General features: G+C 63.5%; 14 protein-coding genes. 5 read left to right on the top strand and 9 right to left on the bottom strand.

Annotated elements, in window-relative coordinates; translation table 11 throughout:
* The 4 genes from KBZ07_RS07060 to KBZ07_RS07045 form a co-directional block, all read right to left on the bottom strand.
* Nucleotides 1–1,215, bottom strand: a 1,215-nt coding sequence (locus KBZ07_RS07060; protein WP_254930947.1) for a hypothetical protein, incomplete at its 3' end; no start/stop codon positions are given.
* Between the two features lies 1 nt (nucleotide 1,216).
* Nucleotides 1,217–1,441 carry a hypothetical protein gene (locus tag KBZ07_RS07055; protein WP_254930946.1) on the bottom strand — a complete coding sequence of 75 codons (225 nt, stop codon included), beginning with the start codon at nucleotides 1,439–1,441 and terminating at the stop codon, nucleotides 1,217–1,219.
* 37 nt (nucleotides 1,442–1,478) lie between these two features.
* Nucleotides 1,479–1,667, bottom strand: coding sequence for a hypothetical protein (locus KBZ07_RS07050; protein WP_254930945.1), 189 nt, complete (start codon nucleotides 1,665–1,667; stop codon nucleotides 1,479–1,481).
* Between the two features lie 333 nt (nucleotides 1,668–2,000).
* Entirely contained in the window at nucleotides 2,001–2,492 is a 492-nt protein-coding gene (locus KBZ07_RS07045) for a hypothetical protein (protein WP_254930944.1), read from the bottom strand.
* Between the two features lie 701 nt (nucleotides 2,493–3,193).
* Here KBZ07_RS07045 and KBZ07_RS07040 point away from each other — a divergent pair.
* Both KBZ07_RS07040 and KBZ07_RS07035 read left to right on the top strand, forming a co-directional pair.
* Nucleotides 3,194–3,655, top strand: a complete 462-nt coding sequence (locus KBZ07_RS07040) for an HdeD family acid-resistance protein (RefSeq protein ID WP_254930948.1) — start codon at nucleotides 3,194–3,196, stop codon at nucleotides 3,653–3,655.
* Nucleotides 3,656–3,765: 110 nt separating this feature from the next.
* Nucleotides 3,766–4,809, top strand: a complete 1,044-nt coding sequence (locus KBZ07_RS07035; protein ID WP_254930943.1) for a hypothetical protein — start codon at nucleotides 3,766–3,768, stop codon at nucleotides 4,807–4,809.
* Here the strand turns inward: KBZ07_RS07035 and KBZ07_RS07030 are convergent.
* The 3 genes from KBZ07_RS07030 to KBZ07_RS16280 form a co-directional block, all read right to left on the bottom strand.
* Nucleotides 4,793–5,074 (bottom strand): hydantoinase B/oxoprolinase family protein, encoded by a 282-nt coding sequence (locus tag KBZ07_RS07030; protein WP_396123957.1) that lies wholly within the window; start codon nucleotides 5,072–5,074, stop codon nucleotides 4,793–4,795. The genes KBZ07_RS07035 and KBZ07_RS07030 overlap by 17 nt on opposite strands.
* Nucleotides 5,075–5,331: 257 nt before the next feature.
* Nucleotides 5,332–7,626, bottom strand: coding sequence for a helix-turn-helix transcriptional regulator (locus tag KBZ07_RS07025; protein ID WP_254930941.1), 2,295 nt, complete (start codon nucleotides 7,624–7,626; stop codon nucleotides 5,332–5,334).
* 3 nt (nucleotides 7,627–7,629) lie between these two features.
* Complete coding sequence (locus KBZ07_RS16280) at nucleotides 7,630–8,820, bottom strand: tyrosine-type recombinase/integrase (RefSeq protein WP_254930940.1); 1,191 nt, start codon at nucleotides 8,818–8,820, stop codon at nucleotides 7,630–7,632.
* 159 nt (nucleotides 8,821–8,979) lie between these two features.
* Between KBZ07_RS16280 and KBZ07_RS07015 the strand changes: the two genes are divergently transcribed.
* From KBZ07_RS07015 to KBZ07_RS07010, 3 genes are all read left to right on the top strand, one after another.
* On the top strand, nucleotides 8,980–9,501 hold the full coding sequence (locus KBZ07_RS07015; RefSeq protein ID WP_254930939.1) for a hypothetical protein: 522 nt from the start codon (nucleotides 8,980–8,982) through the stop codon (nucleotides 9,499–9,501).
* 119 nt (nucleotides 9,502–9,620) lie between these two features.
* Nucleotides 9,621–10,115, top strand: coding sequence for a helix-hairpin-helix domain-containing protein (locus KBZ07_RS16440; RefSeq protein ID WP_396123958.1), 495 nt, complete (start codon nucleotides 9,621–9,623; stop codon nucleotides 10,113–10,115).
* Between the two features lie 1,219 nt (nucleotides 10,116–11,334).
* Entirely contained in the window at nucleotides 11,335–11,643 is a 309-nt protein-coding gene (locus tag KBZ07_RS07010) for a hypothetical protein (protein WP_254930938.1), read from the top strand.
* Between the two features lie 5 nt (nucleotides 11,644–11,648).
* Here KBZ07_RS07010 and KBZ07_RS07005 read toward each other — a convergent pair whose 3' ends face one another.
* Both KBZ07_RS07005 and KBZ07_RS07000 read right to left on the bottom strand, forming a co-directional pair.
* Nucleotides 11,649–13,751, bottom strand: coding sequence for a DNA polymerase (locus KBZ07_RS07005; RefSeq protein WP_254930937.1), 2,103 nt, complete (start codon nucleotides 13,749–13,751; stop codon nucleotides 11,649–11,651).
* Nucleotides 13,741–15,380 (bottom strand): DnaB-like helicase C-terminal domain-containing protein (locus KBZ07_RS07000; protein ID WP_254930936.1); only part of this gene is annotated, 1,640 nt, incomplete at its 5' end. The genes KBZ07_RS07000 and KBZ07_RS07005, both read right to left, overlap by 11 nt.

Genomic DNA, 15,380 nt, shown 5'->3' with positions numbered 1-15,380 from the left:
CCAGGAGCTCTCCTCCGGGTTGTCTGTGGATGTCTGCGGAAATCTCTCTTTCCGGTCCCTTAGATGTTCACGGACGTCCGTGGATGTCTTCCCCCAGGGCCAGCAGGGGCAGGCCTCGCCACCGCAAAGGCCAGCAGCCACCAGGCTCTGGGCCTCACGGGGGCCTCCTGCCACCGCATTGGAACAGCGGAACAGCAGGCCGCGGGACGGATCGGAGCAGTCCTCCAGGGCCTTCCGGAAATCTTTGGCGGCCGCGGCGGGGGCCTTTGTGGTGAAACCTTCTGGAGCCAAACCGTGGAAGGTGGCGGCCATCTCCTCGGCCTGCTCCTCGGGGATGTCTCTCTGGGAGCAATAGCTGGCCAGGAGGAGGTTCTCTCCGTGGAGGGTTTGGTCAACGGCCAGGGCTCTGCCATAGGTGGCCCGGGCAGCTGGTCCCCTCTCCAGCCGGGTCTGGATGCAAAGGGGGTGGGTCCCCTCCTCCAGGAGATTTAGATCCGGAGAGGAGGCTTCTCCAGCCGCTTCCTCCAGCTGTTGGGGGCCAGCCGGACGGAAGGCGGCCAGGAGAGCGGCTTGGGTGGCCCAGGAGCAGGCCTCCGGCGGTTCTTTCGGGGCAGAGGTAGCCGCGGCTTCTAGGTGGCTTTCCAAAGCTCCCAGCAGCTTCTGGCGGTCCTGAAGCTCTGCCAGAGGAGGCAGGACCACAGACCAGGCCCCCGTGATCCGGTGGCGTCCCCCAGGGAGCTTGAGGGCTTTCCCTTTGCTTGGGAACAGCTCAGCAGGCTCCAGGCCCACATCCCGGCAGATCCGGCGGAGGGCCCGGTGCATCACTGACCAGGCCACCGGAGCCACGCTGGGGAACAGCAGGTGGAACCCTCTCCGGCCACTGAAGACCACCAGGGTGGGGATGTCCCTGGCGGCCGCGGCCTGCTGAAGGGAATCCACCAGCTCCAGCAGCTCCCCCAGGGAGGCTCCGTCTCGAGGGAGATCCAGGTCCACCGCTCCGGAGCGGCAGAGGCTCCCATGGCCATCGGGGACCAGGGCCACGGTCTGGTGGCCGAGGAGGTGACGGTCCAGCTCCCCAGCCTGGAGATGGCCGCGGCGGTGGGGATATTCGTTCTCCCCATCCACCTGGGTGGCCCACCTTTGACCTTCTGGCCAGACCAGTAGGCGGAGCAGCTGCTCCCGGTAGGCCTTCAGATCAGCAGGCAGGGGAGCCATCTCAGAACGCCTCGGGGGTGGGTGGGGTGTCCTGCTGCTCCTGCTTCTGGTGGGGGGCCAGGAACGCCTCATAACGGGGCTGGTTCCCGGTGGCTCCTTTGTTCTCCAGGACCAGGAGCTTCAGGCCAGGGCGGATCTCACCAGAGAGCATCTTTCGGCCTGCTTTCGTCTCGCTGACCCAGAGGCCGGTGAGCTTCAGCAGTTGAGAGGGGTTGGGGGCTGTCATAGAGGGGGCCGCCTGAATCAGTCGGGGGTGTGGGGCTTTAAGGGCACAGCAGCTCCAGAGGAGCGTGGGCGGTGCACCAGCCGAGGCCGTAGGGATCCACAGCCACCGCCTCCTGACCACAGGCCACACAGAGCCCCGGGGAGGGCTCCAGCGCGGGGTGGGGGACTGTCACCCAGACCCGCCGCGGCTGGGGTCTGGGTGTTGGTTTCTGGAGGGTGGTGGCCATGGCCTCTCCGGCTCGGCTTCCCTCCACGCTGGGGCGGCCGACCCAAAGGGAGGCCCGACCCGAATCCTTGAGGATTCTTATAAATCCTTGCGCTGGGAACTACCTAGTCCTTGCAAGGGTTCTCAGCCGGAAACGTCGCAGCATCCCCCGGAAACGTCGCAGCATCCCCCGGAAACGTCGCAGCATCCCCCCAACCCCGGGAAACGCGGGAGAAACACCTCCCCTCAATGGGTTTCAGCCGCGTTTTAGGGCAGGTTGCGTTTCCAGCCAGACCGGAAACGCTGGAAACGGTCCTGGAAACGCTGTCAATAACCCAGACAGCTTCCGGTGCAGTCAATATGGGGCCTCAAGCTCTCCGGGCCACCCCCCCTCAGATTCCAGGAGTAAACCTGGGTCCTTCGGATGTCCGGAGACATCTCTGGAAGTCTCCCCCTGGACCGTCTCCACGGCCATCTCCAGCACATGGCAGAGGGTCACCCAGCGATCCGCGGACCAGGGAGGAGGGCCCCAGCAGCTGACATCCAGGAACCCGTTAGCCACGGGGGCCACCCGTTGCCAGAACTGGGAGGCGTCCGGCTCGGCCCCGGTCAGCTCTCGGAGATCTACCTCCTGCTCGAGAGGCTCCGTCTTCCCCTGGGGGCTGTTGATCTGAAGCCTGATGAACTTCTGGACCCTGGACTGGAGACCCTCCAGCTCCAGCCACCTCTGACCTCTCGGGCCTTCCCTTTCCCAGTCCTTCAGGAGGCCCTGATCCAGCAGGCGGTAGAGGGTGGACCGGGACCGAAACCCCAAAGCGGCCGCGGCGTCTGTGATGGAGACAGGCATGGGACCTCCTTAAGGACTAAAGCTTGGTAGGCCCGTCGTTTTTCTCATTCTCGTTGTTGGCACGTTAGCCAGACCCAGCTGAGATTCGAGGTGCTTTGCTGGTTCTGGGTGGGGGGTCACTATTCCGAAAACTGCATAGTTTTTGCTCGGCAAACTTGCTGCTACCGTTAGCCACTGCTTGGAAGCGCGATGGCTGTCTTAACCCCCAGAAGTCAGCCTCGTGTTTCGGTAGCTGGCGATACTCATATTCCTCGCTTTTATCAAAAAGCCCTTGGTGCTGCACTCGGCGCGGTAGTCGCCGGGTTGGCACTTACGGGTGGCCAAGCCAAGGCCCTGACTGTGCCTGTGACTGTAGGCGGTCAGAATTATGTTGTGACCACATTCACTGGCTCATATAATGACAATACGAGCAAATTCACGACAACCGATATGACTTGGTGGCAGAATCGTGTGCTAACCGAACAATTTGCGGCGGCGGTCGGCCCCCTTCTCGGTACTCCTAATTCTTATTCGACCTCTTCAGGAGACTTTGGGCCGATTTTTGTGTTTACGTTGCAATATAACAGACCGACCGGTTCTATATTCGACCCGTATTACGGAGTCAGGTTGAACAACATATACTATGATTTTCCAGACACCGTCCGAACTTTCGCAATAGCCAGTCTAGCCTCCCCCTCTTCTGCCGCCCCTTCGTCGATCGCATCCGTTCCCGGCTGTCGATCGCGTTGCCGTTTGTGTCGGCCACCTTGCTGACCATCGCCGTTGGCGCCGTATCGGTGATTGCCGGGGTGTCCCAGCTGCTGCGGCTAACTGGCGAACCCGATATCAAGGGCAAGATTTTCCGGCTACTTTCCGGCTTGCTGTATTTGGCCGGCGGAGTGTGGGTTCTGGCATTCCCAGTAGCCAGTGAGGTGAGCCTCACCCTTTTTGTGGGCTTCCTGCTCGCCTTTGAAGGGGTGATGGAATTGGCCGCCGCCGCCACCGGCCAGGGGGCCGCCCGTGGCCTCGTTCTGATTGATGGCATCGTCACCGCCGTCCTTGGCGGCATGCTCATCGCAGAGTGGCCCTCCGACAGCATCTGGGCGATCGGCCTGCTGTTTGGCATTGGCCTGGGCTTCTCCGCTGTGAACCTGCTAACCGCTCCAACAGGCCAGCAAAGCTGAAAATATCTGAAAGGCCCCACCATTCCTAAGCTTTATGACAAGCAAGATCAATATGATTAGCAGGCATAGGCATCACGATTAGACATATTAATGCAAACAGTTTCCCCATGATGAACCGGCTCCAGCGCTCGATCTGGCCTGCTGCCCTGGCATTAACACTGCTGGTTTTATTTGCTTTCGGCTCTGCACCAGCCCTATCAAGCAACCCACTCAACACCAGTCGAAAAGGCACATTTACGCCGATCCAGACGCCACCAGCCAGCGCCCAGCAAGTCAAGATCGGTTTCTATCCTGTTGCTATTTACGACCTCGATCAATCCAGCAACACCTTCTATGCAGATGCCTACGTATGGATGAGATGGCGCGGAGAGATAGACCCCTCAGCGACCATGGAATTCACAAATATGGTTGAAGAGTGGGGCAAGTTGCAGGAGCCAGTCGCAGAGGAGCCGAGGCAACTCCCAGACGGCAGCAAGTACCAGCAGTTTCGCGTCGAAGGGCGCTTCGTACAACCATTCAGCTTGGCAGACTATCCGCTAGATAGCCATAAATTGCAAATGACCGTGGAAGACACCAGCCACGGCATCAATGATTTGGCCTATGTGATCGACAACAACTCTTCAGGCATCAGCCAGACTCTCGAAATCCCCGGCTGGCAATTTAAGGGCTGGAAAGGTGAGACCCTCGAGCATGCATATGGCACTAACTTCGGCGAAACCGAACAGCCATCAAACTACTCAGTTGCCAACTTTGCATTGGTCATCGAGAGGCCACTGAGCTTCTTCGTTTGGAAGCAGATGCTGCCTTTGGTGATCGTGGTAATGGCAGCCCTGGTTGGCCTGCTGCTCAATCCGCGCCGCATTGACGCCCGCCTGGCATTGCCCCTGGGCGCTCTTCTTTCAGCAATCTTCCTGCAAAAAGGCTATACCGACAGCCTTCCCGACTTGGGCTACCTAGTATTCATGGACAAGATCTATCTAGTCGCCTATCCCCTTATCCTTGCCGTTTTGGGCCGTGCCATCGTGGCCTACATGGGTTCGCGAGAAGCCAGCGATTCAGAGATTGAACAGATGCGGCAGGTGGATCGCAAAGTTATGTTTGCTCTGGGGGGAATCTTTGTGGTCGGTTGTTCAGTTATCACCATTCTGCGTTGACCTCTGCCCCTCCATGCACCTGAGGAGCCCCAGGTGGAGTCACCCCATAGCCTCCCCCGCCTGGGGTTTCGATGCGCAGGGCCTGACCGGGCTCCAGCTCCAGCTCGCAGCAGCCCGCCAGCGGCCTGATCGAACCATCCGGGCCGATCAGGCTGTTGCGTCCGCAGGCCCCCGCTCCCCCGCCAGCCAAGCCGGCGGGGGCTACTCGCCGGGATCCGGAAATGAGCGCGGCGGCCATCGGCTCAAGAAAGCGCAGCTGCCTCACCACACCATCGCCGCCACGGAAAGCGCCCGCGCCCCCCGAGCCCTCTCCCAATTCTTGGCCTTGCTGCTGCGTTCGGCTTCAGCCGCAAGCTAAGGAAGCGCATGAAACGCTGAGCGGACCTCTTAGCCTCCTAAATACTCCCTGTCCCAAAGGTTTTAGCTAGTGCCTAGAGATGCCTTGGGCTTGCGAATAACCCTCGGAGGAGTTGCCAGGAAGGACCCATAAAGATCTAGACATCCTGCAATTTGCTACGGAAATCAGGCCTTCCTCTTCTTCAGGGTCTCCAGCAGGTTTAGGCACCTCTGAAGCTCCCTTCCTGAGAGAGGTTTGCCTCCGTTTTCCAGCTTGGAGAGTTGGCCGGAAGACATCCCCAGGCGGTCTGCCGCTTGTCTCCTGCCTGTGATCGCCCCCTCGGCTTTGGCCTGCTCCAGGGCCTCTTTCAAGCGAGCTCCATTAGGTCTGCTCTGGATGGCACTCCTCTGCTCTCTTCGGATCTGCCGGGTGGCCTCCTTTTCCCTTTGTGAAAGGGCTTTTTGGTGCATGGCCTCCACCACCAGCTCAGGCCAGTGGATCACCAGCCGGGAGGCCAGCAGCCTTTCCAGGGCCCCGTGTCCCACTGGGCCTGGGTCAGCCATGCCTGGAGGCCTGAGGTCCTCGGGGATGAGCGCGGGAGGGTACTGATCCAGCGGAAACTCAAACCGGAACCCCACCACCTGCTCGAGCGTGGTCAGCGCGGCGGCCCACTTGTTCCGGAGCCTGTGGGCAGCGTCTCGGCTCTGGAAAGCTCTTTCCAGTTCTCCTGTTGGGAGAACCTGCTCGAGGAGGTGTCCCACCCTTTCGTTGGCTCGCCCTCCTTTCCATTGGTTCTTTTCCCGGACCCCCATGGCGAGGTGGATCCCGAGCCGGAAGGCCAGCTCTTCGCGGTAGCGGCCGAGCGATAGGACCCGGGTGGCCAAAGGGACGTAGAGCAGGTGACTGCCGGTGGTTAGGTCCCGTTGGGACTGAACCCAGGTCCCTGGCGTGACGGTCAGCGTTAGGTCCGTGACGGTTCCCAGCTGCTCTTCTCCGGGCCCGTCCAGGAGCTTCAGCTGGCCATCCGCGCGGACCGCGATAGACCACATCGGCCCAAACTCCATAGAGATCCGGGTTCCTTGGGCGCGGTTTTTTGAACCTCCCTCACAGCGGACCGCTCCCAGCAGGGTGGAGGCCTGGGCCACTTTCTTCAGCAGGTCTGAGCGGCTGGATCCGTCTCTCCCTCCGCGGGACTGCCCATAGCCGAGGGCCTCTAGCAGGGCATCACCACCCACCTCGAACCTTGCAGACGGGTCCTCCTGCTGCATGACCAGGCAGCAGAGCAGGCCGTGAAGCGCGGTGATCTCCAGGCCTCCCTTCTCCAGGACCTCCTGACAGCGAGCCAGGGAGGCAAAGGCAATCCCCCCTCGGTCTTCCTGAAGGGTCAGCTCCCATCTCCTCCACCCTTTGGTGTCTTTTCTTTCGTGGAGAAAGCGGCCGCGGCCGTCTTCCTCGGCTGCGCTCCACTTATCCGCTCTGGGCAGGGCACGGAACCCGAGCATGGTGACTTCGTTTGTGGTGGCCCGGGCCAGGGCACCCACTGGTTGAGTCTTCAAACCTCCAGGCTTCAGAATCTCCAGTTCCTCCAGCAGCTGACGGAGCAGGGCGGGCCTTTCCAGTCCGCTCTGGCCCAGGGCGTTGGGGCGGGGGTCCAGGAGCTTCCGGTAGACCTCCCGGCCGAAATGCCAGCAGGCCGCGCAGACGGCCAGCTCCTCGGCGGAGATGTCATGGCGGTGGAGAGCTTCGCCTGAAGGGATCCCCAGCGGAGCAGGAGGAACCCTCCAGAGATCCCCTGGCCAGGGGGAGCCGGGGGCCCCCACCAGTGCAGAGAACCCGTCCATCGGAACCTCGGTTCCCAGGATTCCCCAGTTTCTGGGGTCCAACCAGATGGCTGTTCGGTCGGCCTCTGGGGGGCTGTAGGTCTCGGGCCGGGGGTTCTTCAGGAGCTCCCCGATCCAGGCCGCCGCCTCCTTGTAGAAGGCGGGCCGGAGCAGGAGCTGGAGGTGTCTCTCATGGAGCAGAGAGGCCAGTTCCATGGCCATGGCCAGCTGTTCGGTGTCTGGGGCTTCGCACCCCTCAGCCTGGCCATCCACCAGCCAAAGGTCCCCTCGGAGCAGGTGGAGACGGCGGGGAGCTTCTCTGGGGTCTGGCCGGGGTCCAAACCCCCAGACGGTCCGGTCTGGATGACCCCCTTTCGTGGCCTCCCCTTCCTCTTCTGTCTGGGTCTGGGAAAGATCGTGGACCTCTGAAGCTCCCACCAGCACCCAGGAGCCAGGCTCCTCAGGCAGCCGCGGGAAGGTCCCTGCCAGAGGCCCGGCTTCTCCTCCGTTCTCCAGGTAGTGGCTCCATTGCCAGGCCTTGAGGGCAGCCATCGCGATGGCCAGGGAAAGGCTTTCGGTCCAGCCGCTTTCCTCAGAGCGGAGCCACTTGGCTCTCTTTTCCACCTGGAGCTGACTTGTGGGGTCTGTTGGTCTTGCCATGGGTCAGACCCCCACCAGCAGAGAGCCGAGGGAGGCGGTGGCCTCGGCCTGGAGCTCTCCGGCTCGGTCGAAATAGCGGCAGGTAGTGGCCACGGACTTGTGGCGGGCCAGGGCCTGGGCCTGCTCCATGGGCATCCGGAGATCGGCCACCAGGGTGGTCACTGCTCCATGGCGGAGGCGGTGAGGGCTGAGGGTCTTCCCTTCAGCAGCACCTAGGGCCGCCACCAGCCGGTAGACCGCCTTTCCGGTGAAGGCCACGGAGGTGGTGGCCAGGGTCATCTCCTCCCACCAGATCGGGCTCCCCTCTGAGGGTGGCTTCCCTTCGGGCCCGGCCATTGCGGCCAGGTTGGCCTGGGCCTGCTCCAGAGCCAGGGGGAGGTCCTTTGTGGAGCGGGTTTCGGCGGCCCGGTCCAGGGCACAGAACAGAGGGGCCCAGGGTGCTGAGGACATCCAGGCTGGCCTCAGTGCCATCCAGGCCTCGATGGCCGCGGCGGTGATTGTTGTGATGGTCACAAGCTCTTTCTCCTTTCGGCCTTTGCCACGGATGGCCAGCTGGAGGGGTTGCTCTGGGTGCCAGTCAGTCATGGCCAGGCGGCCCAGCTCCCCCCGGCGGAGGGCATTGGTCAGGAGCAGCAGAGCCACGGCACGGTTCCGGGCCTTTGCTGCGGGGGAGGTCCCGTAGGCCTCGGCACGGGCCACCAGATCAGCCATGGCCGCCACCCCCGAGGGTCCGCGCATGTCCCGGCGCTTCTCCGGCCTAGGGGCCTTCAGCAGGTGAAGGCGGATGTCTGCCATCTCCTTGAGGGCGGCCTGGCGGGCCAGGAACTTCAGGGAGGCCAGGCGGCGGCCGATTGTGGCGGAGGCCAGACCTTGGCGGGTTTGATCGGCCATCCATCTCTGGACCAGGGCCCGGGCGGTCTGGTCACCCAGCTGGAGCCAGACCCCCATGGCCTGAAGCACCCCAGCAGGGGAGGAGAGGTCCACAGATGTCTGGGGATGTCCAGAGGTGGCCTCCAGCCAGCGGGCAAAGGTTCTCCAGTCCTTCAGGTAGGCCTCCCGACTTTCCCGGCCCAGCTCCTGCTGGAGGGCTTCGGCAAGAGGGTCACGCTCCTGGGCCACCTGCTCCAGGCGGAGAGCCAGCTGAGAAAGACCCACCTGGACCAGGGCAGCCTCCTCCACCAGTTCCGCCTCCACAGGGTGGACGTCTGTGGATGTCCGTGGCAGTCTTCGGGCCATGCTCCGAGGTTCGGTGGAAATGACGCTTTCCGTCCCCTTAGGCTAGGGCAGATGTCCGCGGATGTCCAGAGACATCTCCCCCGGACCTCCAGAGACATCCACAGACTTCCCATCTCCATGGCAGATCCCACCCCCCTCCACCGCCACCCAGTCGGCCAGGTTCAGCTGGACAGCGGCCTGTCCCGGGCGGCCTTCTACAAACGGATGGCCCAGGCCGGTGTGAAACCAATCCGGGTAGGCCAGAACAGTTGGCTCGAGAGGGAGCACCTGGAGGCTCTTCGGGCTTTGGAGGAGCACATTCAGAGCGGTGGGAAGCCTGAGGCTTTCCCTGGACGTCTCCAGACATCTCCGGAGATGGCTCTGGTCCCTGCTCCAGGCCAGCCTCTCCCCCTGTTGCTTGAGGAGCACGAGGAGGACCAGGAGGCTCCGGAGGAGCTGGTGGCCGCGGCCGTCTCCCACCTGGATGGCCTTCTCTCCTTCCTGATGAAGGCGGCCAGGAACAGCTGGGAGCTCCCCACCTCCCAGGTTCAGCTTCTGGTGGGGGCCAAACCCCGAGGGACCACCTTCGCTAGATACGGGTTCACCTTCCGGCCTGCTGGGAAGCACGGCCAGGAGACCAGCTGGAGGGTGGAGCGTTGAGCCAGTTCGACGACGATTTAATTGTTGGTTGGCGTTACTCGGCCACATTGCAGCTACGAACCCCTTTGGCATACCTAGAGAGGCACGGAGAGTTTTCTCCAGGCCCAAAGGGCCCCCCGATGGTTGGCCGGGCCGAGTCCCATCTCCCGGATGGGACGGGGTTTAACCCCTATGGGATTTGGCTTCCGGAGATTGACCCAGACATCCTCCCGCCTTCCACTTCGGAGACCCGAGCCACGGCTTGGGGGCAAGTTCGGAGCGGTTCTGAGGAGGAGCGAAATCTCATCTCCTTTCTGAGGTCCTTTCGCTACATCGTGGAGACCGCTGAGGGCCTGGATCAGATGCTCTATGAGTTGAGAGAGCTTTCCACCAGCACTCCAGATAATCGGAAGGTATGGAAAAAGTTGAAGAAGGCGGACCCTCTGTTCCCGGATTCTTTTTTTAGCTCCGCACTGGAGAGCCTCTCCGGTGTGGGGGTCTCTATGGCACAGAAGCTCTATCAGGCAGGGTTTCGCACGGTGGAGGAGGCCCAGGCAGCGTCAGACGGAGAGCTTCTGGCCATCCCAGGTCTGGGGAGGGGCCTCCTGGCCAAGGTCCGAGGAGGACTGCCTTAAACCTCTTCTCTGGTGGTTTCCATCGAACAGGGGAGGGGATAGGTCATCTCCCCAGGGCAAAGGCTTAGAAATCCACGTTTCACTGCAATTTTGAACATGAATCTTGTCCCCTCCGTGAAGACAGCGGTTGTGATTGTGGTCTCGGTCCTGGTAGCTCTTTCGGCGGATCGCCTTCTCCAAGCCCACAACCTGAAGTTGGCCGCTTACGACCTGAGTACAACCTGTAATTTCAAAAGTCCGGCCCTTCAGTTGGCCCTTAAGTCCGCAGAGCTTTCCCCGTTATTCAATGGGGCCCTCCCTTTGGAAATAGCGAAAGCGCCAGACTGCTGAGGACCGCCCCTCGGCTTCCCTCCCCGGTGCCAGCTGCTCTGTCTGGTGGCCCAGGCGTTCTCCTTCAGCAGCTCCTGGGCTCTCCTGATCTCCAGCCTGTGGTCCGGGGCCTCGGCATCCACCCCCACCTGGAGAGCCCGGCGGTGGATGGCTTCAGACCAGGCGGCCATGCTCAGGGTCTCGTGGGCCAGGCATAGCTGGCGGAGGGCCTCCCATCTCTCCCAGTGAAGGGTGGATCCGGGGGCCTTCCAGGCCAGAAACAGGCTCGGGAGGTGGAGCTCCTCTGGGGCCACCCCCATGAAATCCCTCCGGATCTTCAGGGCGGCCTCCTCGTGCTTCCGGTAGCGGGAGCTGGGAGGGCGGCGGCCTCTGCTGCTCCCAGGTCTATTGCTGCTTTCGTAGGTCACCCGGTGGCAGGAACGGCACCCCCAGGGCCGACTCGATGGCCGAGCCGGTTGGCTCCAGCGCGGGGCGAACAGTCTTCGGCAGGTTCTGGAGCAGAGCGGGCAGACCAGATCCAGATGCCAGCCTCCGGTGGCTCCACGATCCAGCTGGGGCTCTGCTGCGGGCCTCCCCTCCCTGGCTTGTCTCTGTCTGGCGTTCATGGCCGCGGCCGCTTCAGGCCCCAGACATCCCCCGCTCCGCCACCTCCACAGGAGGGAAAGGGAATCACCCATCTGGGGGAGGCGGATGGTCTGCTGGTTCACCTCCACCAGGGGCCGGACATCACAGACCCGGATGGCGAGCATCCGCTCCGCCACCGGCCTCCGTGGCTTTCGGGGGGAGGCCTGGGCTAGCAGGCTGGAGAGCTCCAGAGACATCTTCAGACGTCCTTCTGTGGACAGTCTGAGCAGGCCTGACAAGACTGAAGCCCCTATAGGACTATTTCGTGGACAGCGGGCTGTTTTTCTTCTTGGTGTTTGCTTCTGCAATCGTCTTCGCTTCGTATGCCTATTCAGTAGCTGAGGCGAAGGGGCACGATGGGAGTGCATGGGGACTCGGAGGCTTCTTCCTTGGGCCTGTGGCCCTACTTGCTTCTCTGGGTCTACCGGATCTAAAAACCCGCAAATACTTAAGGCTTATCGCCGAAAAACAAGGCGTAGATCTGAGCGGAGAACCTGAAGTGGTGCAAGAAAAGGAAGGGGCTCCCTACGACTACACCTACTGGGAGAGATACGACCGGAAACCCAAGGAATAAGGCCCTCAGTGGGTCTCGGCCCAGCTCGTTCCCAGGTGGACCTCAGCCACCAGGGGCAGGACATCCCGGAGGTAACGGGTCTGGAGGCCCGGGTCCTGCATCACCTCCAGCAGAAGGTCCGCCGCGGCCTGGGCCATGGCCTCGGGAGCTTCGAGGAGGATCTCATCGTGGATCACATGGCAGAGCCGGACCCCCGGGAGCTCCGACCAGAGGCGGGGCATTAGCAGGGCCAGGGTCTCCTTCAGGAGCTCAGCTCCAGCGGCCTGGATCGGGAAGGCCAGAGCAGCGGTAGACCTCAGCCGGGCCGGTGCTGCTCCAGAGAACGCCACCCCAGGCTCCCCCTTTGTCAGCCGGAGGCCCGCCATCCGGCGGCCCAGTGGGCTGGCCACCTCCCAGGGTTCGCTCTGGCGGAACCCATCTCGAACCTTTGCGATGGCCGGGTAGGCCTTCTCCCATCCAGAGCAGACCTCCCTGGCTTCCTCGAAGGGAACCTCCCGGCCAAAGGCCTGGGATAGCTGCTCCCGGAGACGCTTCGGGCCTCCCCCGTACTGGAGGCAGAAGTTGGCGGTCTTTCCCACCGCTCTCTCCGCCTTGTCCTCTTTCGTGATGGGGCGGCCGTAGATGGCGGAGGCCGTGTGGCTGTGGGGGTCTGGATCCTCGGAGCCGTAGATGGCCACATAGGCCTCCTCCCCGTAGATGGCCGCGGCCAGCCGGTGCTCTATTGCGCTCCAGTCCCCATCCACCAGCAGGTGGTCCGGGGCCGCCACAAACAGGCCACGGAGATCCGAGGCAGCCGGAACCCCGTGGAGGGTGGAGGCCTTGGGAAGCTCTCCTTTCGGGCAGGACATCCGGCCGGTGACAGACCCCAGGCTCCTGAGTTGGGGGCGGATCCTCTGCTCCGGGTCCGCCTCAGCCAGTGCCACCCAGTTGGCCAGGTAGGTCCGGACGTTCTTCTGGATGGCCCGGTGTTCCTTCAGGGGGTCCAGGCCGTGGTCCTGCTCATAGAGGGGCCTCATCACCTGCTCCGCCACGGACTTGTTCCCCGCGGCTGTGGTGGGCAGCTGGTGGCCTCTGGCCTCCACCGCCTCGGCCACCTGTCTCTGACTGTTCACGTTCTCCACCCCCAGCTCCTGACCCAGACGGGAGGCCAGCTGCTCCAGATCGGTCTGGCCAGCTGAGAGCAGCTTTCGGGCTTTCGGTAGATCCAGGTGGACCCCCGTGAGGCGGGCCTCCGCCACCGCGGGGAGGGCCTGGCTTTCGATCTGGTGGACCCTCTCCATCCCGGCCTCCACCAGCCGAGGGAGCTGGAGCTTCCAGAGGTCCAGGGCCAGGCGGGCATCCAAGGCCGCATAGGCCAGCTGTTCAGGGCTGAGGGTGGGGCTCTCCCAGTCGGAAACCTGCTGCTCCTTGTCCACCTGAATCCTCAGCACCCGGCCACAGCAGGAGGCCAGGTCCAGGCCGCTTCCCCTGCTGCGGGTTCGGAGGGGGGTGGGGAGAATCCCCCTCGAGAGCAGGTGGGCCGCAATCAGGGTGCAACGGATCAGGGAGAGGAACTGGATCCCGGCCGCGGCCAGATGCTCCACCTCGAAGGCCGCGTTATGGGCCACCCAGGTGGTGGCATCCAGGCGGAACAGCGGGGCCAGGGTCTCGGCCCAGCGTTCCCCTATGGCCCAGACATCCGCCACCCAGCAGCAGAGCTCCCCCTCGGCCTGGATCTGGACCGTCCGGATCCGGGCACCCAGCAGCGGGGAGAGGCCTGTGGTCTCCAGGTCCAGACCCACCAGCTTCGGGGGGTTGGCCAGCCACCTCTCCACCAGGGCCTGGAGATCGGGGAGGGAAGCCACCAGGGTGGCCTCCACCGGCTCGGGGCCGGGCAGATCCAGGAAGGGGCTCGGGGTAACGGGGGCGGGTGGTTTCTTGGCCTTCTTTGCTTTCCCAGGAGGAGGGGTGAGGGCCAGCTTCTCCTGGACGTCCGTGGATGTCTCGGCCGCGGCCTGGGGTTCCTCTGGAGCAGGGAGAGAGATGTCTGGAGAGGTCTCTGAGATGTCTTTTTGTGGGGCCTGACCCCTCAGGCGGGCCAGCAGGCCAGCCACGTCCTCACCAGCCACGGGAGACCTCCTTCTGGTCTGCTCCGTCTTCCTTGAGCAGGGGGAGATAGGTGTGGAGGTGGCGGCGGTAGAGGCTCCAGACCTCGCCACCGGCCTGGCCTCCCCGGTTCTTAATCACGGTCCAGCGGGCGATGGTGTCCCCCTTGTGCTCCAGGGGCCTGTCCACCTCCTCCAGCTGGCGGCGGCGGCCCGGGGAGAGGCCGGCTTCCTCGAGGGCCATCTCCAGCAGGTTCCGGGCTGGTTTCGGCTTCTGGCCATTCTTTCCAGGTTGGGGAGGGACGGATCCGCTCTGGATCACCAGGGCGGTGTCTGCTGCATGGAGGATCCGGCCGGAATCACGGAAGACCCCCGGGCCAATCCGGCCACCTTTCTCCGCCTCCTCCATGGCCTGCTTCGTGATGTCAGAGAGGGCCAGCACAGCCGAGCCGGTGGCCCGGGCCAGACCTTTCAGAGCCGAGGCCAGGGCACCCACCCGGAGGTCTTCCCGGATGTTTCCCTCCCCTTCTGCTCCCAGGGAGAGGAGCTGGAGATAGTCCACGACCACCAGGACCGGGTGGGAATCGGGGAGGCCTTTCTGGTGGCGGATCTGACCCACCAGAGCCTGGATCCGGCCGGGGGTGTGCTGAGGGCCCCCCTCCACCAGATAAAGGTTCGGGGCCAGCTCCTGCTGATAGGTAGTGAGGGCCTCCTCGGCCGCGGCCACCGCCTTCTCTGTGGCCTGGCCATCTCCACCGGAGGCCTTACTGAGGGCCTGGGCCATTGCCTTGGCTTCCAGAACAGACAGGCGGGAGAGGGTCGCCTCCACCAGCTGGGTCCGGGTCATCTCCATGGAGATAAACAGGCAGGGGATCCCGGCCGCGGCCGCATGGTCCACCTGCTGTAGGGCCATGGTGGTCTTCCCGCATCCCGGGGGGCCTCCAGCCATCACCAGCTGACCAGGGCGGAGACCTCCTCCCAGCACCTGAGCCAAGCCGGGGTGGAAGACCGGGATCCTGGGGGCGGCGGTATCCACCAGCTCGAGGAGGACCTTCTCCAGCTGGTCCCGGACGGGTTGGAGATCGGGGGAGACCGTCCGGAGCAGGTTGGCCACCTCCTGGGAGGCATCGGCCAGGGTGTCTGCTGGTTGTCTCTCCAGGTTCTCGGCAGAGAGCCCCAGGCTGAAGGCCAGGGTCTTGGCCTGGGCTCGGATCGCCAGATCAGCCAGGCGATCTAGGTGAGCTCTCCAGACGTCTGTGGATGTCTCCGGCTGCTCCAGCAGCTTCTGGATCCAGCTCTCCCAGGGCAGGGTGGAGGAGCAGCCAAAGGCGGCAGGGTGGAGCACGACCCCGGCCAGGAGCTGGGTTCCTCCAGAGGCCAGGCATCCCCTCAGGAACTCCGCCTCGGCCATCTCATCGGCCAGGGCTGTGGGCCTGGAGAACCCGGTCTCCGGGTCGATCCGTTCGGCCGCGGCCAGGACCAGGGAGGGGGTCACCTCCAGCCCACCGGCCAGAACCTTCTGGATGGCCTGCCAGAGGCGGCGGCCGTGGAGGCTCCCCTCCTCGCGCGGGTGAGAGGGAGCACCCCAGGAGCTCTCCTCCGGGTTGTCTGTGGATGTCTGCGGAACTCTCTCTTTCCGGTCCCTTAGATGTT

Source organism: Cyanobium sp. BA20m-14, from assembly GCF_024346295.1.
The sequence above is the reverse complement of the archived record's forward strand: the minus strand, read 5'-3'. Positions and strand labels throughout refer to the sequence as shown.

What these genes read in the sequence shown, in the direction of transcription:
- KBZ07_RS07055 (WP_254930946.1), bottom strand. Translation starts at nt 1,441, where the DNA reads ATGACAGCCCCCAACCCCTCTCAACTGCTGAAGCTCACCGGCCTCTGG.
- KBZ07_RS07050 (WP_254930945.1), bottom strand. Translation starts at nt 1,667, where the DNA reads ATGGCCACCACCCTCCAGAAACCAACACCCAGACCCCAGCCGCGGCGG.
- KBZ07_RS07045 (WP_254930944.1), bottom strand. Translation starts at nt 2,492, where the DNA reads ATGCCTGTCTCCATCACAGACGCCGCGGCCGCTTTGGGGTTTCGGTCC.
- KBZ07_RS07035 (WP_254930943.1), top strand. Translation starts at nt 3,766, where the DNA reads ATGAACCGGCTCCAGCGCTCGATCTGGCCTGCTGCCCTGGCATTAACA.
- KBZ07_RS07025 (WP_254930941.1), bottom strand. Translation starts at nt 7,626, where the DNA reads ATGGCAAGACCAACAGACCCCACAAGTCAGCTCCAGGTGGAAAAGAGA.
- KBZ07_RS07015 (WP_254930939.1), top strand. Translation starts at nt 8,980, where the DNA reads ATGGCAGATCCCACCCCCCTCCACCGCCACCCAGTCGGCCAGGTTCAG.
- KBZ07_RS16440 (WP_396123958.1), top strand. Translation starts at nt 9,621, where the DNA reads ATGGTTGGCCGGGCCGAGTCCCATCTCCCGGATGGGACGGGGTTTAAC.